The sequence below is a fragment of the Streptomyces sp. NPDC032126 genome, from assembly GCF_055580085.1.
The window spans coordinates 134,708-147,572 of record NZ_JBVIMA010000011.1 but is presented as its reverse complement, the minus strand read 5'-3'; the positions used below and the strand labels follow the sequence as shown (position 1 = coordinate 147,572).

Sequence of the window (12,865 nt, the reverse complement as noted above, 5' to 3'; positions counted from 1 at the left end):
CCCAGCTCGTACGGATCAACGATCCGAAGAGTGGGCAGTCACGCCTGGCCTGTCGGTGGAGGAGGGGTCAGATACCCAAGTCCTTGATGATCTTCGCCACGTGGCCCGTCGCCCGGACGTTGTACAGCGCCCGCTCGACCTTGCCCTCCTCGTCCACCACGATCGTGGAGCGGATGACGCCCATGTAGGTCTTGCCGTAGTTCTTCTTCTCGCCGTACGCGCCGTACGCCTCGGTGACCGTCTTCTCCGGGTCGGCCAGCAGGGTGATCCGCAGGTTCTCCTTGTCGCGGAACTTCGCCAGCTTCTCCGGCTGGTCCGGGGAGATGCCGATCACGTCGTACCCGGCGCCGGCCAGCAGCTCCAGGTTGTCCGTGAAGTCGCACGCCTGCTTGGTGCAGCCGGGCGTCAGCGCCGCCGGGTAGAAGTACACGATGACCTTGCGGCCCTTGTGCTCCGCCAGCGACACCTCGGTGCCGTCGGCGTCGGGAAGGGTGAAGTCGGGGGCCACGTCCCCGGGCTCGAGTCGTTCACTCATGGATCGAGCGTAACCGGGGGTCCTGACAGTGCGGCGGCGGCAGGAGCTGACAGACTGTCCAGAACAACCTCAGCAGACCACGGAGGCCGTACGGTGGCGGACACGTCGGACACCAGAACCCCGGCGCAGATCGAGGCGGACATCAAGCGCCGCCGGGACACGCTGGCCGAGACGCTCGACGAGATCGGGGTGCGGGTGCACCCCAAGACCATCGTCGGCGACGCCAAGGCCAAGGTCGTCGCCAACGTCGATCACACCCTTGGCCGGGCCTACGTCCAGGCCAACCGGGTCGTGAGCGAGGTGAAGGCGAGTTTCACCGACGAGGAGGGCGCGCCCCGCCTGGAGCGGATCGTGCCCGTCGCCCTGGTGGCGGTGGGGATCGTCGGCCTGCTCGTCCTCGGCGGCCGCCGCCGCAAGGACTGACCCGGGCGCGTACGGACGTCCCGAAGGCAGGTAGGTTTCACAGCGTGAGCGCCAACAGAAACGAGCACAGCGACCCCCAGCACGACAAGCTGCCCATCCGGATGCTGCACGACCGGGTCCTCGTACGGCAGGAGACCGGCGAGGGCGAGCGGCGTTCCGGCGGCGGGATCCTGATCCCGGCCACCGCGGCCGTGGGCCGTCGGCTGGCCTGGGCCGAGGTCGTCGCGGTCGGGCAGAACGTGCGGACGGTGGAGCCGGGCGACCGGGTGCTGTACGACCCGGAGGACCGCGCCGAGGTGGAGGTGCGGGGCGTCGCCTACGTGCTGATGCGCGAGCGCGACCTGCACGCCGTGGCCGCGGACCGTTTCGAGGGGTCGGAGGACTCCACCGGCCTGTACCTGTAGTGCGACGCTCCGAAGGGGCCGGTGACCATCGTCACCGGCCCCTTCGTGCGTGATTTGCTACGTTGGACAGGCACCCGACGAGACGCGCCGTACCGGGATTCCGCAAAGACGACGCACCCATAGCGGTCAAGCGTTCTCCCGGAGGTGCGTCCCCATGGCCTGGGTCCTGCTCGTTCTCGCCGGTCTCCTCGAAGTCGGCTGGTCCATCGGCATGAAGTACACCGACGGCTTCACCCGGCTCGTCCCCAGTCTGCTCACCGGCGCCGGCATCGTCGCCAGCATGCTGCTGCTGTCGTACGCCGCCCGCTCCCTGCCCATCGGCACCGCCTACGGCGTGTGGGTCGGGATCGGGGCGGCCGGTGCGGCCGTGCTCGGCATGGCGGTGCTGGGGGAGCCGGCCACCGCCGCCCGGATCTTCTTCGTGGGCCTGCTGCTGGTCGCCGTCGTGGGCCTGAAGGCGACCAGCGGGCACTGAGCCCCCGGCCGGGGACCGGACCCCGGCGGCTACGACACCTCGCGGCGGGCCGTCATCTGCGGGAACACCGCGCCCGTGTCGCCGCCCGGGGTGCCGCCGGACGTGTCGCCCGTCGTCCCGCCGCCCGTCGTGTCCCCGGTCGTCCCGCCGGTGGTGGTGTCCCCGGTGGTGCCGCCGGTCGTGGTGCCGCCCGTCGTGGTGCCCCCGGTGGTGCCGCCCGTCGTGGTCCCGCCGGTGGCGCCGCCGGTCGTTCCGCCGGTGGTGCCGCCCCGCGTGGCGCCCGTGCTCGGCGCGCCGGTGGTGGCGCCGTGCTCGTCGCCCCCGGTGGTGCCGTCCTCGTCGCCGGTCGTGCCGTCCTGCGAGGGCTCGCTGCTCGGCTGCTCGATCACGTCGGCGCCCTCCTGGAGTTCGAGGTCGAACTCGGTGGCCGACGTGCCCTTCAGGGCCTCCTTGGTGAACTGCGCCCAGATCTCCGTGGGCGCCCCGCCGCCGTTGATCCGCTGGAGGCCCAGCGCGCCGTACAGCGGCTTGTGGGCGGCGGTCACCGGGTCCTGGCCCATGACCGAGACGACCGTCGCGAGGTCGGGGGTGTAGCCGGCGAACCAGGCCGCCGTGTCCTTCTCCGCGGTGCCGGTCTTGCCGGCCGCCGGGCGGTCCGCCGCCTGCGCGGCCGTCGCGGTGCCCTGCTCGACGACGCTCTGCAGCACGGACGTGGTGGTGTCGGCCGCCTCACGGCTGACGACCTGCGTGGACTTCCGCTCCGGCAGGGACACCGGCCGCCCGTCCTTGGTGATCTTCTCGATCATCGTGTACGTGCCGTGCTTGCCGTGGTTGGCGAGCGTCGCGTACGCCTCCGCCATGTCCAGCACGCTGGCGTTGGCCACGCCCAGCGCGATCGACGGGTACGGCTGGAGGTCGGGGGTGCCGGCGGGCAGGCCGAGGCCGATCGCGGTCTGCTTGACCTTCTCGGGGCCGACGTCCACGGCCATCTGCGCGTACACCGAGTTCACGGACTTGTCGGTGGCGGTGCGCACGGTGATGTCGCCGTAGGAGGCGTCGTCCTCGTTCGCCGGTTCGTAGCCGCTGCTCCAGCCCTGGACGGGGCGCTTGTTGGTGCCGTCGTAGACCGTGTTCGGGGTGATCGTGCGGCCGTCCTGGGTCTCGGAGCCGTTCTGCACGGCCGAGGTGAACACGAACGGCTTGAAGGTGGAGCCGACCTGGAAGTCCCGGCGGGTGGCGTTGTTCGTGTACTGCTTGATGTAGTCGATGCCGCCGTACATGGCGACGACCTTGCCGGTCTTCGGGTCGACGGCGGCACCGCCCGCGCGGACGTAGGTGTCGACCTTGTTGTTCTTCTTGTCCAGCTTCTTCATCAGCCGGTCGTTCACCGCGTCGACGAAGGCGTCCTGCTTCTTCTTCTGCAGGGTGGTGGTGATGCGGTAGCCGCCCGAGTCCAGCTCGTCCTCGCTGACGATCTTGTTCTGGATGAGTTCGTCGCGGATGGCCCGGACGATGTAGCCGCGCTGCCCGGACATGCCGGTGTCGGCGGCGCTCTCCTCGCGCGGCGTCGGGAACGTCGTCGCCTTGCGCTTCGACTCCTCCAGCCAGCCCTTCTTGACCATGCCGTCGAGGACGTAGTTCCAGCGGGCCAGCGCGGCCGCCTTGTTCTCGGGGTGCGCGATCACGTCGTACTCGCTGGGGGCGTTGAGCAGCGCGGCGAGGTAGGCGCCCTGGGCGGCGGTCAGTTGGGTGGCGTCGACGCCGTAGTACGCCTGGGCGGCGGCCTGGATGCCGTAGGCGTTGCGGCCGAAGTAGCTGGTGTTGAGGTAGCCCTCGAGGATCTTGTCCTTGCTCTGTTCGCGGTCCAGCTTGATCGAGATGAAGAACTCCTTCACCTTGCGGGTGACGGTCTGCTCCTGTGCCAGGTAGTAGTTCTTCACGTACTGCTGGGTGATCGTCGAGCCGGACTGCTTGCCCTTGCCGGTCGCGGTGTTCCAGCCGGCCCGGAGCATCGCCTTGGGGTCGACGGCCGACTCGGTGTAGAAGTCGCGGTCCTCGGCGGCGAGCACGGCGTGCTGCGCCTCCTTGGAGACCTGCGCGAGGGTGACGTTCTCCCGGTTGACCTGGCCGTCGCGAGCGATCTCGGTGCCGTCCGCGTACACGTACACGTTGGACTGCTTGGTGGCGAGCGCGTTGGCCGGGGGGATCTTGACCATCGAGTAGCCGATGAAGAACAGGCCGACGAGGAGCAGCACGCCGATGACGAACGTGCCGAGCACCACACGCCAGGTCGGGATCAGCCGCCGCCACCCGGTGCGCTTGGGCCGCTTGGCCTTCTTGCCGTCCCCGGCCACCCCGGCCTCCTCCGCCGCCTGCGGCTCTCTCGGTGCCACGACCTGGTTCGGCTGCTGCGGCTCGTCACTCATGTGCTGAACGGACTCCTGTTTCGCGTCGTACGTTCCCGTACGCCTCGTACGCCTTGCTACGCCCCCTCTGGTGAAGACTCTCGCACCACGCGATCCGTTCCCGAGAATCGGCACGCGTTCCGCGACGACGCGCACGGGAAAATGCGTGGCACGTCACAGTCGGCGGGGACTAGGGTCCTTTGCTTCCGGTGTCGGTGGGCGGGAGGGCGGTGCCGTGGGTTCGGCGCGGTTGTACGCGGCCGTCGCCGTGGGGGGATTCCGACGGTACGCGACGTATCGGGCGGCCACGGCCGCCGGAGTGTTCACGAACACCGTCTTCGGCGTGATCCTCGTGTACACGTATCTGGCCCTGTGGGACGAGAAGCCGCACCTCGGAGGCTACGACCAGGCGCAGGCGGTCACCTATGTGTGGCTCGGGCAGTGCCTGTACGCGACGCTCGCGATCCAGGGCGGCGGCGCCGAGAAGGATCTGATGGGACGCATCCGTACGGGTGAGATCGCCATCGATCTGTACCGTCCCGTCGATCTTCAACTGTGGTGGCTGGCGAGCGACTTGGGCCGGGCGCTGTTCCAGATGCTGGGCCGGGGCGTGCTCCCCTTCCTGTTCGGCGCACTGCTGTTCCCGACGGCGCTGCCCACCGATCCGGCGACCTGGGTGGCCTTCCTGGTCGCGCTGCTGCTGGCGATGGTCGTCAGCTTCGGCATCCGCTATCTGGCGGCGCTGAGCATGTTCTGGCTGATGGACGGCACCGGCGTCACCCAGGCCCTCATGGTCACCGGGATCTTCTGCTCGGGCATGACCCTGCCGCTGAACGCCTTCCCGGACGGGCTCGGGGACGTCGTCCGGCTGCTGCCGTGGGCGGCCCAGCTGCAGATGCCGGCGGACGTGCTGATGGGGGAGACCGGACCGCTCGGCGCGTACGCGTTCCAGGCGGCGTGGGCGGTGGTGCTGCTGGCGGCGGGTCGGGCGGTGCAGGCGGCGGCGACGCGACGGGTGGTGGTGCAGGGTGGCTGAGGCGTCGAGGCTCGGCGAGGGGCTGCGGGCCTACTGGCTGATCGCCGGGATGTGGGTGCGCTCCACCACGGCCTACCGGGTCTCCTTCGCGATCACGGTGGTCGGCAACCTGCTGCTGACCGGGCTGGACTTCGTCGCGATCCTGCTGATGTTCTCGCAGGTCGACTCGCTCGCCGGCTGGACGCTGCCCGAGGTCGCCTTCCTCTACGGGATGTCCGCGACCGCGTTCGGCCTCTCCGACCTGTTGCTCGGCTCGATGGACACGCTGGGCGTCCGGATGCGCGACGGCTCCTTCGACACCCTGCTGGTGCGCCCCGCCCCGGTGCTCGCCCAGGTCGCCGCGGACCGCTTCGCGCTGCGCCGCCTGGGCCGGATCAGCCAGGGCGCGCTGGTGCTGGGCTGGGGGCTGGCCACGGCCGGCGTCCACTGGAGCCCGCAGACGGTGCTGCTGCTGCCGGTGACGCTGATCAGCGGGGCGGCGATCTTCGGGGCGCTGTTCCTGACGGGCGCGTCCTTCCAGTTCGTGGCGCTGGACGCGGCCGAGGTGCAGAACGCGTTCACCTACGGCGGGACGACGCTGCTGCAGTATCCGCCGGGCGTGTTCGGCCGGGACCTGGTGCGCGGGGTGACCTTCGTCCTGCCGCTGTCCTTCGTCAACTGGCTCCCGGCGAGCTACGCCCTGGACCGCCCCCTGCCCCTCGGCCTGCCGGACGGGACGGCGTTCGCCTCACCCTTGGTGGCCGCGGTGTGCTGGGTACCGGCCATGGCGGCGTGGCGGGCGGGACTGAGGTCGTATCGGAGCACGGGGAGCTAGCAGTGGACGATGTGGACCGTGAGGCGTTCATCGACGTGGACCGTGTGGAGAAGGTCTTCGACGTGCGCAGGAAGACCGGATTCATGCGGCGGGAGCGGCGCGAGGTGCGGGCGGTCGACTCGCTGTCCTTTCGCGTGGCGCGCGGTGAGATGGTCGGGTACATCGGGCCGAACGGCGCCGGGAAGTCGACGACGATCAAGATGCTGACGGGGATCCTGAACCCGAGCGGCGGCCGGCTGCGGGTGGCGGGCATCGACCCGTCGAGGGAGCGGACGCGCCTCGCCCACCGCATCGGCGTGGTGTTCGGCCAGCGCACGACGCTGTGGTGGGACCTCCCGCTCGTCGACTCCTACCGTCTGATGCACCGCATGTACCGCATCCCGGACGCCCGTTACCGCGAGAACCTGGACCGGCTCGTCGAACTCCTCGGCCTGTCCGACCTGTTGGACGTCCCCGTGCGGCAGCTGTCGCTGGGCCAGCGGATGCGCGGCGACATCGCGGCGGCCCTGCTGCACGACCCCGAGGTGCTGTACCTGGACGAGCCGACGATCGGCCTCGACGTCATGTCGAAGTCCAAGGTGCGGGAGTTCCTGCGGGAGTTGAACACCGAACGCGGCACGACGGTCCTGCTCACCACGCACGACCTCCAGGACATCGAGCAGCTCTGCTCCCGCGTGATGGTCATCGACCACGGCAGGCTCGTCTACGACGGCGCGCTGACCGGCCTGCACGAGGCGGGCGAGAGCGAGCGGACCCTCGTGGTGGACCTGGAGCGCGAGGTGCCGCCGATCGACGCGGGCCCGGGCGCACGGGTCGTACGGGTGGAGGGACCCCGTCAGTGGCTGGCCTTCCCGGCGTCCGCGTCGGCGGCACCGCTGGTCGCGCGGATCGCCGCGGAGTACCCGCTGGTGGACCTGTCGGTGCGGGAGCCGGACATCGAGACGGTCATCGCCAGGATGCTGAATTCCCTGGGGGAAACCCCCACTTCCCCGCCCGACCGGGCTGGGGAAGCGGTCTCTTAGCTCGTACGCTGCTGTGTATGACCGACAATGTTCCGGAGCTGCGCGCTTCCGACGCCGATCGTGAACGAGTGGCCGAGGCCCTGCGGGACGCCCTCGCCGAGGGGCGCCTGGACATGGCGGAGTTCGAGGAGCGGCTGGAGGCGACGTACCAGGCGCGTACCTACGGGGAGTTGGCGCCGATCACCCGGGATCTGCCGGTCGCCGCGGTCACCCCGCCGCCCGTGCTGTCGCTGAACAAGGAAGCCGCGGAGGACGGGAGTTGGGCCGGACGGATCGTGGACGGCGAGCCCACGTCCACCTGGGCGGTCGCCGTGATGTCCGGCTTCCAGCGCAGGGGCCGCTGGGTCGTGCCGCGCCGCTTCAACTGCTTCACGTTCTGGGGCGGCGGCGAGATCGATCTGCGCGAGGCGGACTTCACGGCGGGCGAGGTCGTGATCAACTGCGTGGCGATCATGGGCGGGATGCAGATCGTGGTGCCGCCGGGGGTGGAGGTCTCCGTCCGGGGCATCGGCATCATGGGCGGCTTCGACCAGCGGGAGTCGGGGGTGCGCGGGGACGCGGGCGCGCCCCGGGTGGTGGTGACCGGGTTCGCCTTCTGGGGCGGCGTCGCGGTGGAGCGCAAGCGGGTGAAACGGAAGCAGATCAAGGGCGGCGAGTAGGCGGGCGGAAGCTCAGGAAGGGGCTCACAAGGTCGCCGGTACCGAGCCCTTCAGCTCGGCCAGGTCCAGTTCCTTCGCCATCCGGCGGTACCCCTTGTCGCTCGGATGCAGATGGTCCCCCGAGTCGTAGTCCGCGCGGAAGCGTCTCGGGTCGTACGGGTCCCGCAGCGCCCTGTCGAAGTCGGCCACGACGTCGTACACCCCGCCCTCCCGGATCTCCTCGTTGATCCGCTGCCGTACCGCCTCGCGCGGGCCGCTGTACCCCCGGTGTCCCCGGAACGGCATCAGCGTCGCCCCGACGACCTCGATGCCCCGCGCGTGGGCCCGGTCCACCAGCGTGCGCAGGCCCGCGAGGATCGCCTCGGGGTCGGCCTGCCCGGGGGCGCGCAGGATGTCGTTGATCCCGAGGTCGACGACGAGCACCCGGACGTTCGGGCGCCCGAGCACATCGCGGTCGAAGCGGTGCGGCGCGCTCGGGTTGTCCAGCGGTACGTCCACCCCGTCGGCGAGCACCCGGTTCGCGCTGATCCCCTCGTTGACGACGCCGTACCGCGGCACGTCTGCCCCGGCCCGCGCCGCGTCCCGCAGCCGGCCGGACAGCACGTCGGGCCAGCGGCGATTCGTGTCCGGGGTGGAGGTGGTCCCGTCGGTGAGCGAGTCCCCGAGCGCCACGACCGTGCCGTCGGCCTCCTGTCCGAACACGTCGACGGCCGTCAGATAGCGCCAGCGGTCGCTGTGCCCGGTGAACGCCGCCCCGGAGACGTCCGCCGTCCGCTCGCCGTCGGCGACGTAGTTCGTCTGGCGGGCGTGCGGGTGGTAGGTGACCGGGCCGGAGGACGTGGGGGAGTACGTGGTGACCAGCACGTCCGCGGCGGACGGCACGGCGAGCCGCACGGCGTCGCTGACGGCCTCCTTACCGGCCGGCACGACCGCGCGCGGGTCCCCGCCGAAGGTGAGCCGCCGCATCGTGCCGGGGGCCGCCGCCGGGCCGTCCTGCGCGGCCGCGAGGGCGATCGTCGCGTGCGTGACGGTGAGGGGTGCCGTGCCGAAGAGGTTGGACAGGGTGATCCGGGCACTCGTACCGCCGACGCTGGTGTGCACGACGTTGCGCACGGACCGCCCCGCCATGCCGTCGGCCTCGGTGCGGGGCTCCCCGCCGACCGGGGAGGCCGCCCAGGTGCCCACCCACATGCCGGAGGACGCGGGCGCGGCCGGGTCGAGCGGGCCGGTGCCCGCGCGCGTACGGCCGTTCTTGCCGGTGTCGGCCGGGTGACCGTCGCCGGCGGAGACGGAGACGTAGATGAGGGCGGACAGTCCGACGATCAGCGCGACGATCGCGCTCAGGGTCGCACTCCCACGGTGTCCGGCCATGCGCCCCCGTTCTCCTCGGGCCTCCGGTCGTATGACCACATGATGCGGCATGAGCTGGGCAAACGCCTGCGAAGCAGGGGGAGCGGGCCTCCTCGGCGCTCTCTTCGGGCAGGCGCCGGGAACTCCTGATCCGTACCGGGAACTCCTGATCCGTTCCGGGAGTAGGTCAGGAAGGGACAATGTGTGCGGGATCACCGAACGGGTGGAGCAAATGGAATCTACGGAAGCGACGACCGGCCGGGCCGGCACGCGCCCTGCGACCTACCGCACGATGACCGCCTTCACCCCCGCCGACGAGGAGCGGCAGCGCGGCGTGCGCCGCATGAAGCTGACCGCGGCGGGCCTGCTGCTGTTCGTGGCGGTGGTCTACGTCCTCGCCACCTGGGCCTCCCACGAGGGCGCCGGCGCGTGGGCGGACTACGTGGCGGCGGCCGCCGAGGCCGGCATGGTCGGCGCGCTGGCCGACTGGTTCGCGGTCACCGCCCTCTTCCGCCACCCCCTCGGCCTGCCCATCCCGCACACGGCGATCATCCCGACGAAGAAGGACGTGCTCGGGGTGTCCCTGGGCGAGTTCGTCGGGGAGAACTTCCTCTCCGAGGACGTCGTACGGCAACGCCTGCGCGCCGTCGGCATAGGCAGCCGGCTCGGCGCCTGGCTCGCCGAGCCGGAACACGCCGACCGTGTGACGGCGGAGCTGGCGACGGCCTTGCGGGGCGCGCTGACCGTCATGCGGGACTCCGACGTGCAGGCGGTCGTCGGCGAGGCGATCACCCGGCGGGCCGACGCGCAGGAGATCGCGCCCGGCATCGGCAAGACGCTGGAGCGGATCGTCGCGGACGGCGGCCACAAGCGGGCCGTCGACCTCGTCGTCACCCGCGCGCACGACTGGCTGGTGCTGCACGGCGACTCCGTCATGGACGCCGTGCAGGGCGGGGCGCCCGGCTGGACGCCCCGCTTCGTCGACAAGCGGGTCGGCGAGCGCGTCTACAAGGAACTGCTGCGCTTCTGCGCCGAGATGCGCGACATGCCGTCCCACCCGGCCCGCGGCGCCCTGGACCGCTTCCTCAGCGACTTCGCCGCGGATCTCCAGTCCGACACGGACACGCGGGCGCGTGTGGAGCGGCTGAAGGGCGAGGTGCTGGGCCGGGGCGAGGTCCAGGACCTCATCGCGAGCGCCTGGACCGCCGTCCGCTCCATGATCGTCTCGGCGGCGGAGGACGAACGCAGCGAGCTGCGCCTGAGGGTGCGGGCCTCCCTGCTCTCGCTCGGCGCCCGCATGGCCCGCGAGCCGGGCGTCCAGGAGAAGGTCGACAGCTGGCTGGAGGGCGCGGCGGTCCACGTGGTGACGACCTACCGCAAGGAGATCACGTCCCTGATCACCGACACGGTGGCCAGTTGGGACGCCGACCACACCACCCGCAAGATCGAGGCCCACATCGGCCGCGACCTCCAGTTCATCAGGATCAACGGCACGGTGGTGGGGTCGCTGGCGGGGCTGCTGATCTACGCGGTGTCGCGGGGGGTGGGGGCGTAGCGCGCTTTCAGTGACCTCGCGGCCAGGGCCGGGCTACGCCCCCGTGGTGGACCCCGGCCGCACGATCATCAGCACGGTCACCACCGCCCAGAGCAGATTGAACACCCCGGTGAGCATGGCGAGCCGCACGGTCGCCTCCCGCGTACCGCCTCCCGCGTCCCCGCCCGCGCCCGCGCTCTCCGCGAGCGCCTCCTGCCGGGGCAGCACCAGCCCGCCGAGGACCACCGCGGCCAGCCCGGTGAGCACGATGGACGTGATCAGCCAGCCGTCGCCGAGCACCCCCAACTGCCCCGCCGTGGCGAGCCCGAACACGGGAACGACCACGCCCACGACGGCGTACACCCGGCAGATGCGGTACAGCAGCCGTACGGTCTCGGCGGCCCGCGCGTCCTCGGGCGCGGCCAGGGCGCGGCGGACGGCGGGCGGGAACATGCTGGCGGCGACCGTGACGGGTCCGATCGCGACGATCGCGGCCAGGACATGGACGGCCAGAAGGAACTTGGTCACGAGGGGACGCTAGGGGAGCGCGGATCACGGGAGGAGTGGCAGGACTGCCAGCTTCCAACGGATTCTCGCCAGGAATGGCCGTACGACCCGCAGGACCGCGCGGGATGGACGGACCCGCTCGGCAGAATCTCGCCGTACGCCTACGATCCCGCCATGCCCCACATCGTGGCCGTACTCGCCCTGGACGGCGTCATCCCCTTCGACCTCTCCGTACCCGTCGACACCTTCGGCTGGGCGCGGCTGCCGGACGGCCGGGAGCCGTACCGGGTGAAGGTCTGCTCGGTGACGGCCGGGGAGGAGGTGCGGGCCGGCGCCTTCACGGTCCGGGCGCCGTACGGACTGGAGCTGCTGGCCGAGGCCGACACGATCATCCTGCCGGGCGTCGCCGCGCCCCCCGACACACTGCCGCCCGGCGTCGCGGAGGCGCTGCGCGCGGCGGCGGCGAACGGCACGCGGATCGCGTCGATCTGCGTGGGCGCGTTCCTGCTCGCGGCGACGGGCCTGCTGGACGGGCTGCGCGCGACGACGCACTGGGTCGCGGCGGCGGACCTCGCGGCGCGCCATCCGGAGGTGGAGGTCGACCCGAACGTGCTGTACGTCGACAACGGCCAGTTCCTGACCTCGGCGGGCGCGGCGGCGGCCCTGGACATGTGCCTGCACATGATCCGCCGGGACCACGGCTCGGCGGTCGCCGCGCACGCCGCCCGGATGTCGGTGATGCCGCTCGAACGGGAGGGCGGCCAGGCCCAGTTCATCGTCCACGACCTGCCACCGGTGCCGCCGACCCCCGCGGGCACCGCGCTGGAGCCGCTGCTGTCCTGGCTGGAGGCCCACTGCGAACGGGAGGTGACGCTGGAGGAGATGGCGGCCCGGGCGGGCATGAGCACGCGCACGCTGAACCGGCGTTTCCGGGAGCAGACGGGGACGACGCCGTCGCGGTGGCTGCATCGGGCGCGGGTGCGGCGGGCGCAGTACCTGCTGGAGACGACCGCGTATCCGGTCGAACGGATCGCGGCGCAGGCGGGGTTCGGGTCGCCGACGGCGTTCAGGGAGCGGTTCCGGCGGGTGGTGGGGACGAGCCCGCAGGGGTATCGGAGGGCGTTCCGGTCGGGGCGGCCGGACCTGATATGAGCGTGATCGCGACGGTCAAGATCGGTTAGGGTGGCGGCCCATGGCACGTGCGAACGCGTGAACCATGGGACGACACGTACTCGGGGGAGACGTCATCGTGAACACCCGTGCGTACGAGTGAAGGGTGCGTACGACTGAACGGCGCCGCACTCGCTTGAAGGCGCCGCGCCCGCCCGCTCAGCCCCGCCGGTCGGCGACCGCCCACGACGCCAGCGCCACGGCCCCCGCGACCCCGAACACGGACGGCCAGGCGCCCACCTTCTTGGACAGCGGATGGGACCCGGCGAAGGCGGCGACGTACGCGGCGCTGAGCGCCCCCGCGGCCTTCCCGCCGGCCTGCTGCCGCCACTGCTGCGCGGCGGCGGCACCCGCGACGGCGAGCACGGCCCCGCCGAGCTGCCGCTTCCTGGTCCACCGCGCGACGCCGTACCCGCCGATGAGCCCGCTCGCGGCGATCAGGGAACTGGGAACCTTGGCCATCACTGTCTCCTCACGTTTCCCTTGAGGCTAACCCGCACGGTCACGATCACCTCCAGCGGCCTCACCCCG

Annotated in this window: 14 protein-coding genes and 1 riboswitch; of the genes, 9 read left to right on the top strand and 5 right to left on the bottom strand. The window is 71.4% G+C overall.

What is annotated here, in order from left to right; translation table 11 throughout:
* Positions 1-67 precede the first annotated feature (67 nt).
* Complete coding sequence (gene bcp, locus ACZ5NW_RS33290; RefSeq protein ID WP_468747733.1) at positions 68-535, bottom strand: thioredoxin-dependent thiol peroxidase; 468 nt, start codon at positions 533-535, stop codon at positions 68-70.
* A gap of 93 nt (positions 536-628) precedes the next feature.
* Between bcp and ACZ5NW_RS33285 the strand changes: the two genes are divergently transcribed.
* The 3 genes from ACZ5NW_RS33285 (at position 629) to ACZ5NW_RS33275 (ending at position 1,837) form a co-directional block, all read left to right on the top strand.
* Positions 629-958 (top strand): DUF3618 domain-containing protein, encoded by a 330-nt coding sequence (locus tag ACZ5NW_RS33285; RefSeq protein WP_468747732.1) that lies wholly within the window; start codon positions 629-631, stop codon positions 956-958.
* A 101-nt stretch (positions 959-1,059) separates the two neighbouring features.
* Positions 1,060-1,362, top strand: coding sequence for a GroES family chaperonin (locus tag ACZ5NW_RS33280; protein WP_236052880.1), 303 nt, complete (start codon positions 1,060-1,062; stop codon positions 1,360-1,362).
* Between the two features lie 51 nt (positions 1,363-1,413).
* Positions 1,414-1,480: riboswitch (guanidine-III (ykkC-III) riboswitch) on the top strand.
* A gap of 36 nt (positions 1,481-1,516) precedes the next feature.
* The gene (locus tag ACZ5NW_RS33275; RefSeq protein WP_468747731.1) at positions 1,517-1,837 is read left to right on the top strand and encodes a DMT family transporter; all 321 of its coding nucleotides are present in this window, start codon (positions 1,517-1,519) and stop codon (positions 1,835-1,837) included.
* Positions 1,838-1,866: 29 nt separating this feature from the next.
* Here the strand turns inward: ACZ5NW_RS33275 and ACZ5NW_RS33270 are convergent, their stop codons facing one another.
* Positions 1,867-4,263 carry a transglycosylase domain-containing protein gene (locus ACZ5NW_RS33270; protein ID WP_468747730.1) on the bottom strand — a complete coding sequence of 799 codons (2,397 nt, stop codon included), beginning with the start codon at positions 4,261-4,263 and terminating at the stop codon, positions 1,867-1,869.
* A 214-nt stretch (positions 4,264-4,477) separates the two neighbouring features.
* Here ACZ5NW_RS33270 and ACZ5NW_RS33265 point away from each other — a divergent pair, with 214 nt between their 5' ends.
* The 4 genes from ACZ5NW_RS33265 to ACZ5NW_RS33250 are packed head-to-tail and all read left to right on the top strand — an operon-like array spanning position 4,478 to position 7,773.
* A complete protein-coding gene (locus ACZ5NW_RS33265) occupies positions 4,478-5,278 on the top strand; it encodes an ABC transporter permease (RefSeq protein WP_468747729.1) in 801 nt (266 codons plus the stop codon).
* A complete protein-coding gene (locus tag ACZ5NW_RS33260) occupies positions 5,271-6,092 on the top strand; it encodes an ABC transporter permease (RefSeq protein ID WP_468747728.1) in 822 nt (273 codons plus the stop codon). The genes ACZ5NW_RS33265 and ACZ5NW_RS33260 overlap by 8 nt, the downstream gene beginning before the upstream one ends.
* A gap of 11 nt (positions 6,093-6,103) precedes the next feature.
* Entirely contained in the window at positions 6,104-7,114 is a 1,011-nt protein-coding gene (locus ACZ5NW_RS33255) for an ABC transporter ATP-binding protein (protein WP_468747842.1), read from the top strand.
* A 17-nt stretch (positions 7,115-7,131) separates the two neighbouring features.
* Entirely contained in the window at positions 7,132-7,773 is a 642-nt protein-coding gene (locus ACZ5NW_RS33250; protein WP_468747727.1) for a DUF1707 SHOCT-like domain-containing protein, read from the top strand.
* Between the two features lie 24 nt (positions 7,774-7,797).
* On the opposite strand, the gene ACZ5NW_RS33245 is transcribed toward ACZ5NW_RS33250, so the two are convergent.
* Entirely contained in the window at positions 7,798-9,144 is a 1,347-nt protein-coding gene (locus tag ACZ5NW_RS33245) for an SGNH/GDSL hydrolase family protein (RefSeq protein WP_468747726.1), read from the bottom strand.
* Positions 9,145-9,355: 211 nt separating this feature from the next.
* Here ACZ5NW_RS33245 and ACZ5NW_RS33240 point away from each other — a divergent pair, with 211 nt between their 5' ends.
* On the top strand, positions 9,356-10,678 hold the full coding sequence (locus tag ACZ5NW_RS33240; RefSeq protein ID WP_468747725.1) for a DUF445 domain-containing protein: 1,323 nt from the start codon (positions 9,356-9,358) through the stop codon (positions 10,676-10,678).
* 33 nt (positions 10,679-10,711) lie between these two features.
* Here the strand turns inward: ACZ5NW_RS33240 and ACZ5NW_RS33235 are convergent, their stop codons facing one another.
* Positions 10,712-11,185, bottom strand: a complete 474-nt coding sequence (locus ACZ5NW_RS33235; protein ID WP_468747724.1) for a DUF2269 family protein — start codon at positions 11,183-11,185, stop codon at positions 10,712-10,714.
* Between the two features lie 153 nt (positions 11,186-11,338).
* Here ACZ5NW_RS33235 and ACZ5NW_RS33230 point away from each other — a divergent pair, with 153 nt between their 5' ends.
* The gene (locus ACZ5NW_RS33230) at positions 11,339-12,316 is read left to right on the top strand and encodes a GlxA family transcriptional regulator (RefSeq protein WP_468747723.1); all 978 of its coding nucleotides are present in this window, start codon (positions 11,339-11,341) and stop codon (positions 12,314-12,316) included.
* A gap of 177 nt (positions 12,317-12,493) precedes the next feature.
* Here the strand turns inward: ACZ5NW_RS33230 and ACZ5NW_RS33225 are convergent, their stop codons facing one another.
* Positions 12,494-12,796: a hypothetical protein gene (locus tag ACZ5NW_RS33225; protein ID WP_468747722.1), complete on the bottom strand. Its 303-nt coding sequence runs from the start codon at positions 12,794-12,796 to the stop codon at positions 12,494-12,496.
* Positions 12,797-12,865 lie beyond the last annotated feature (69 nt).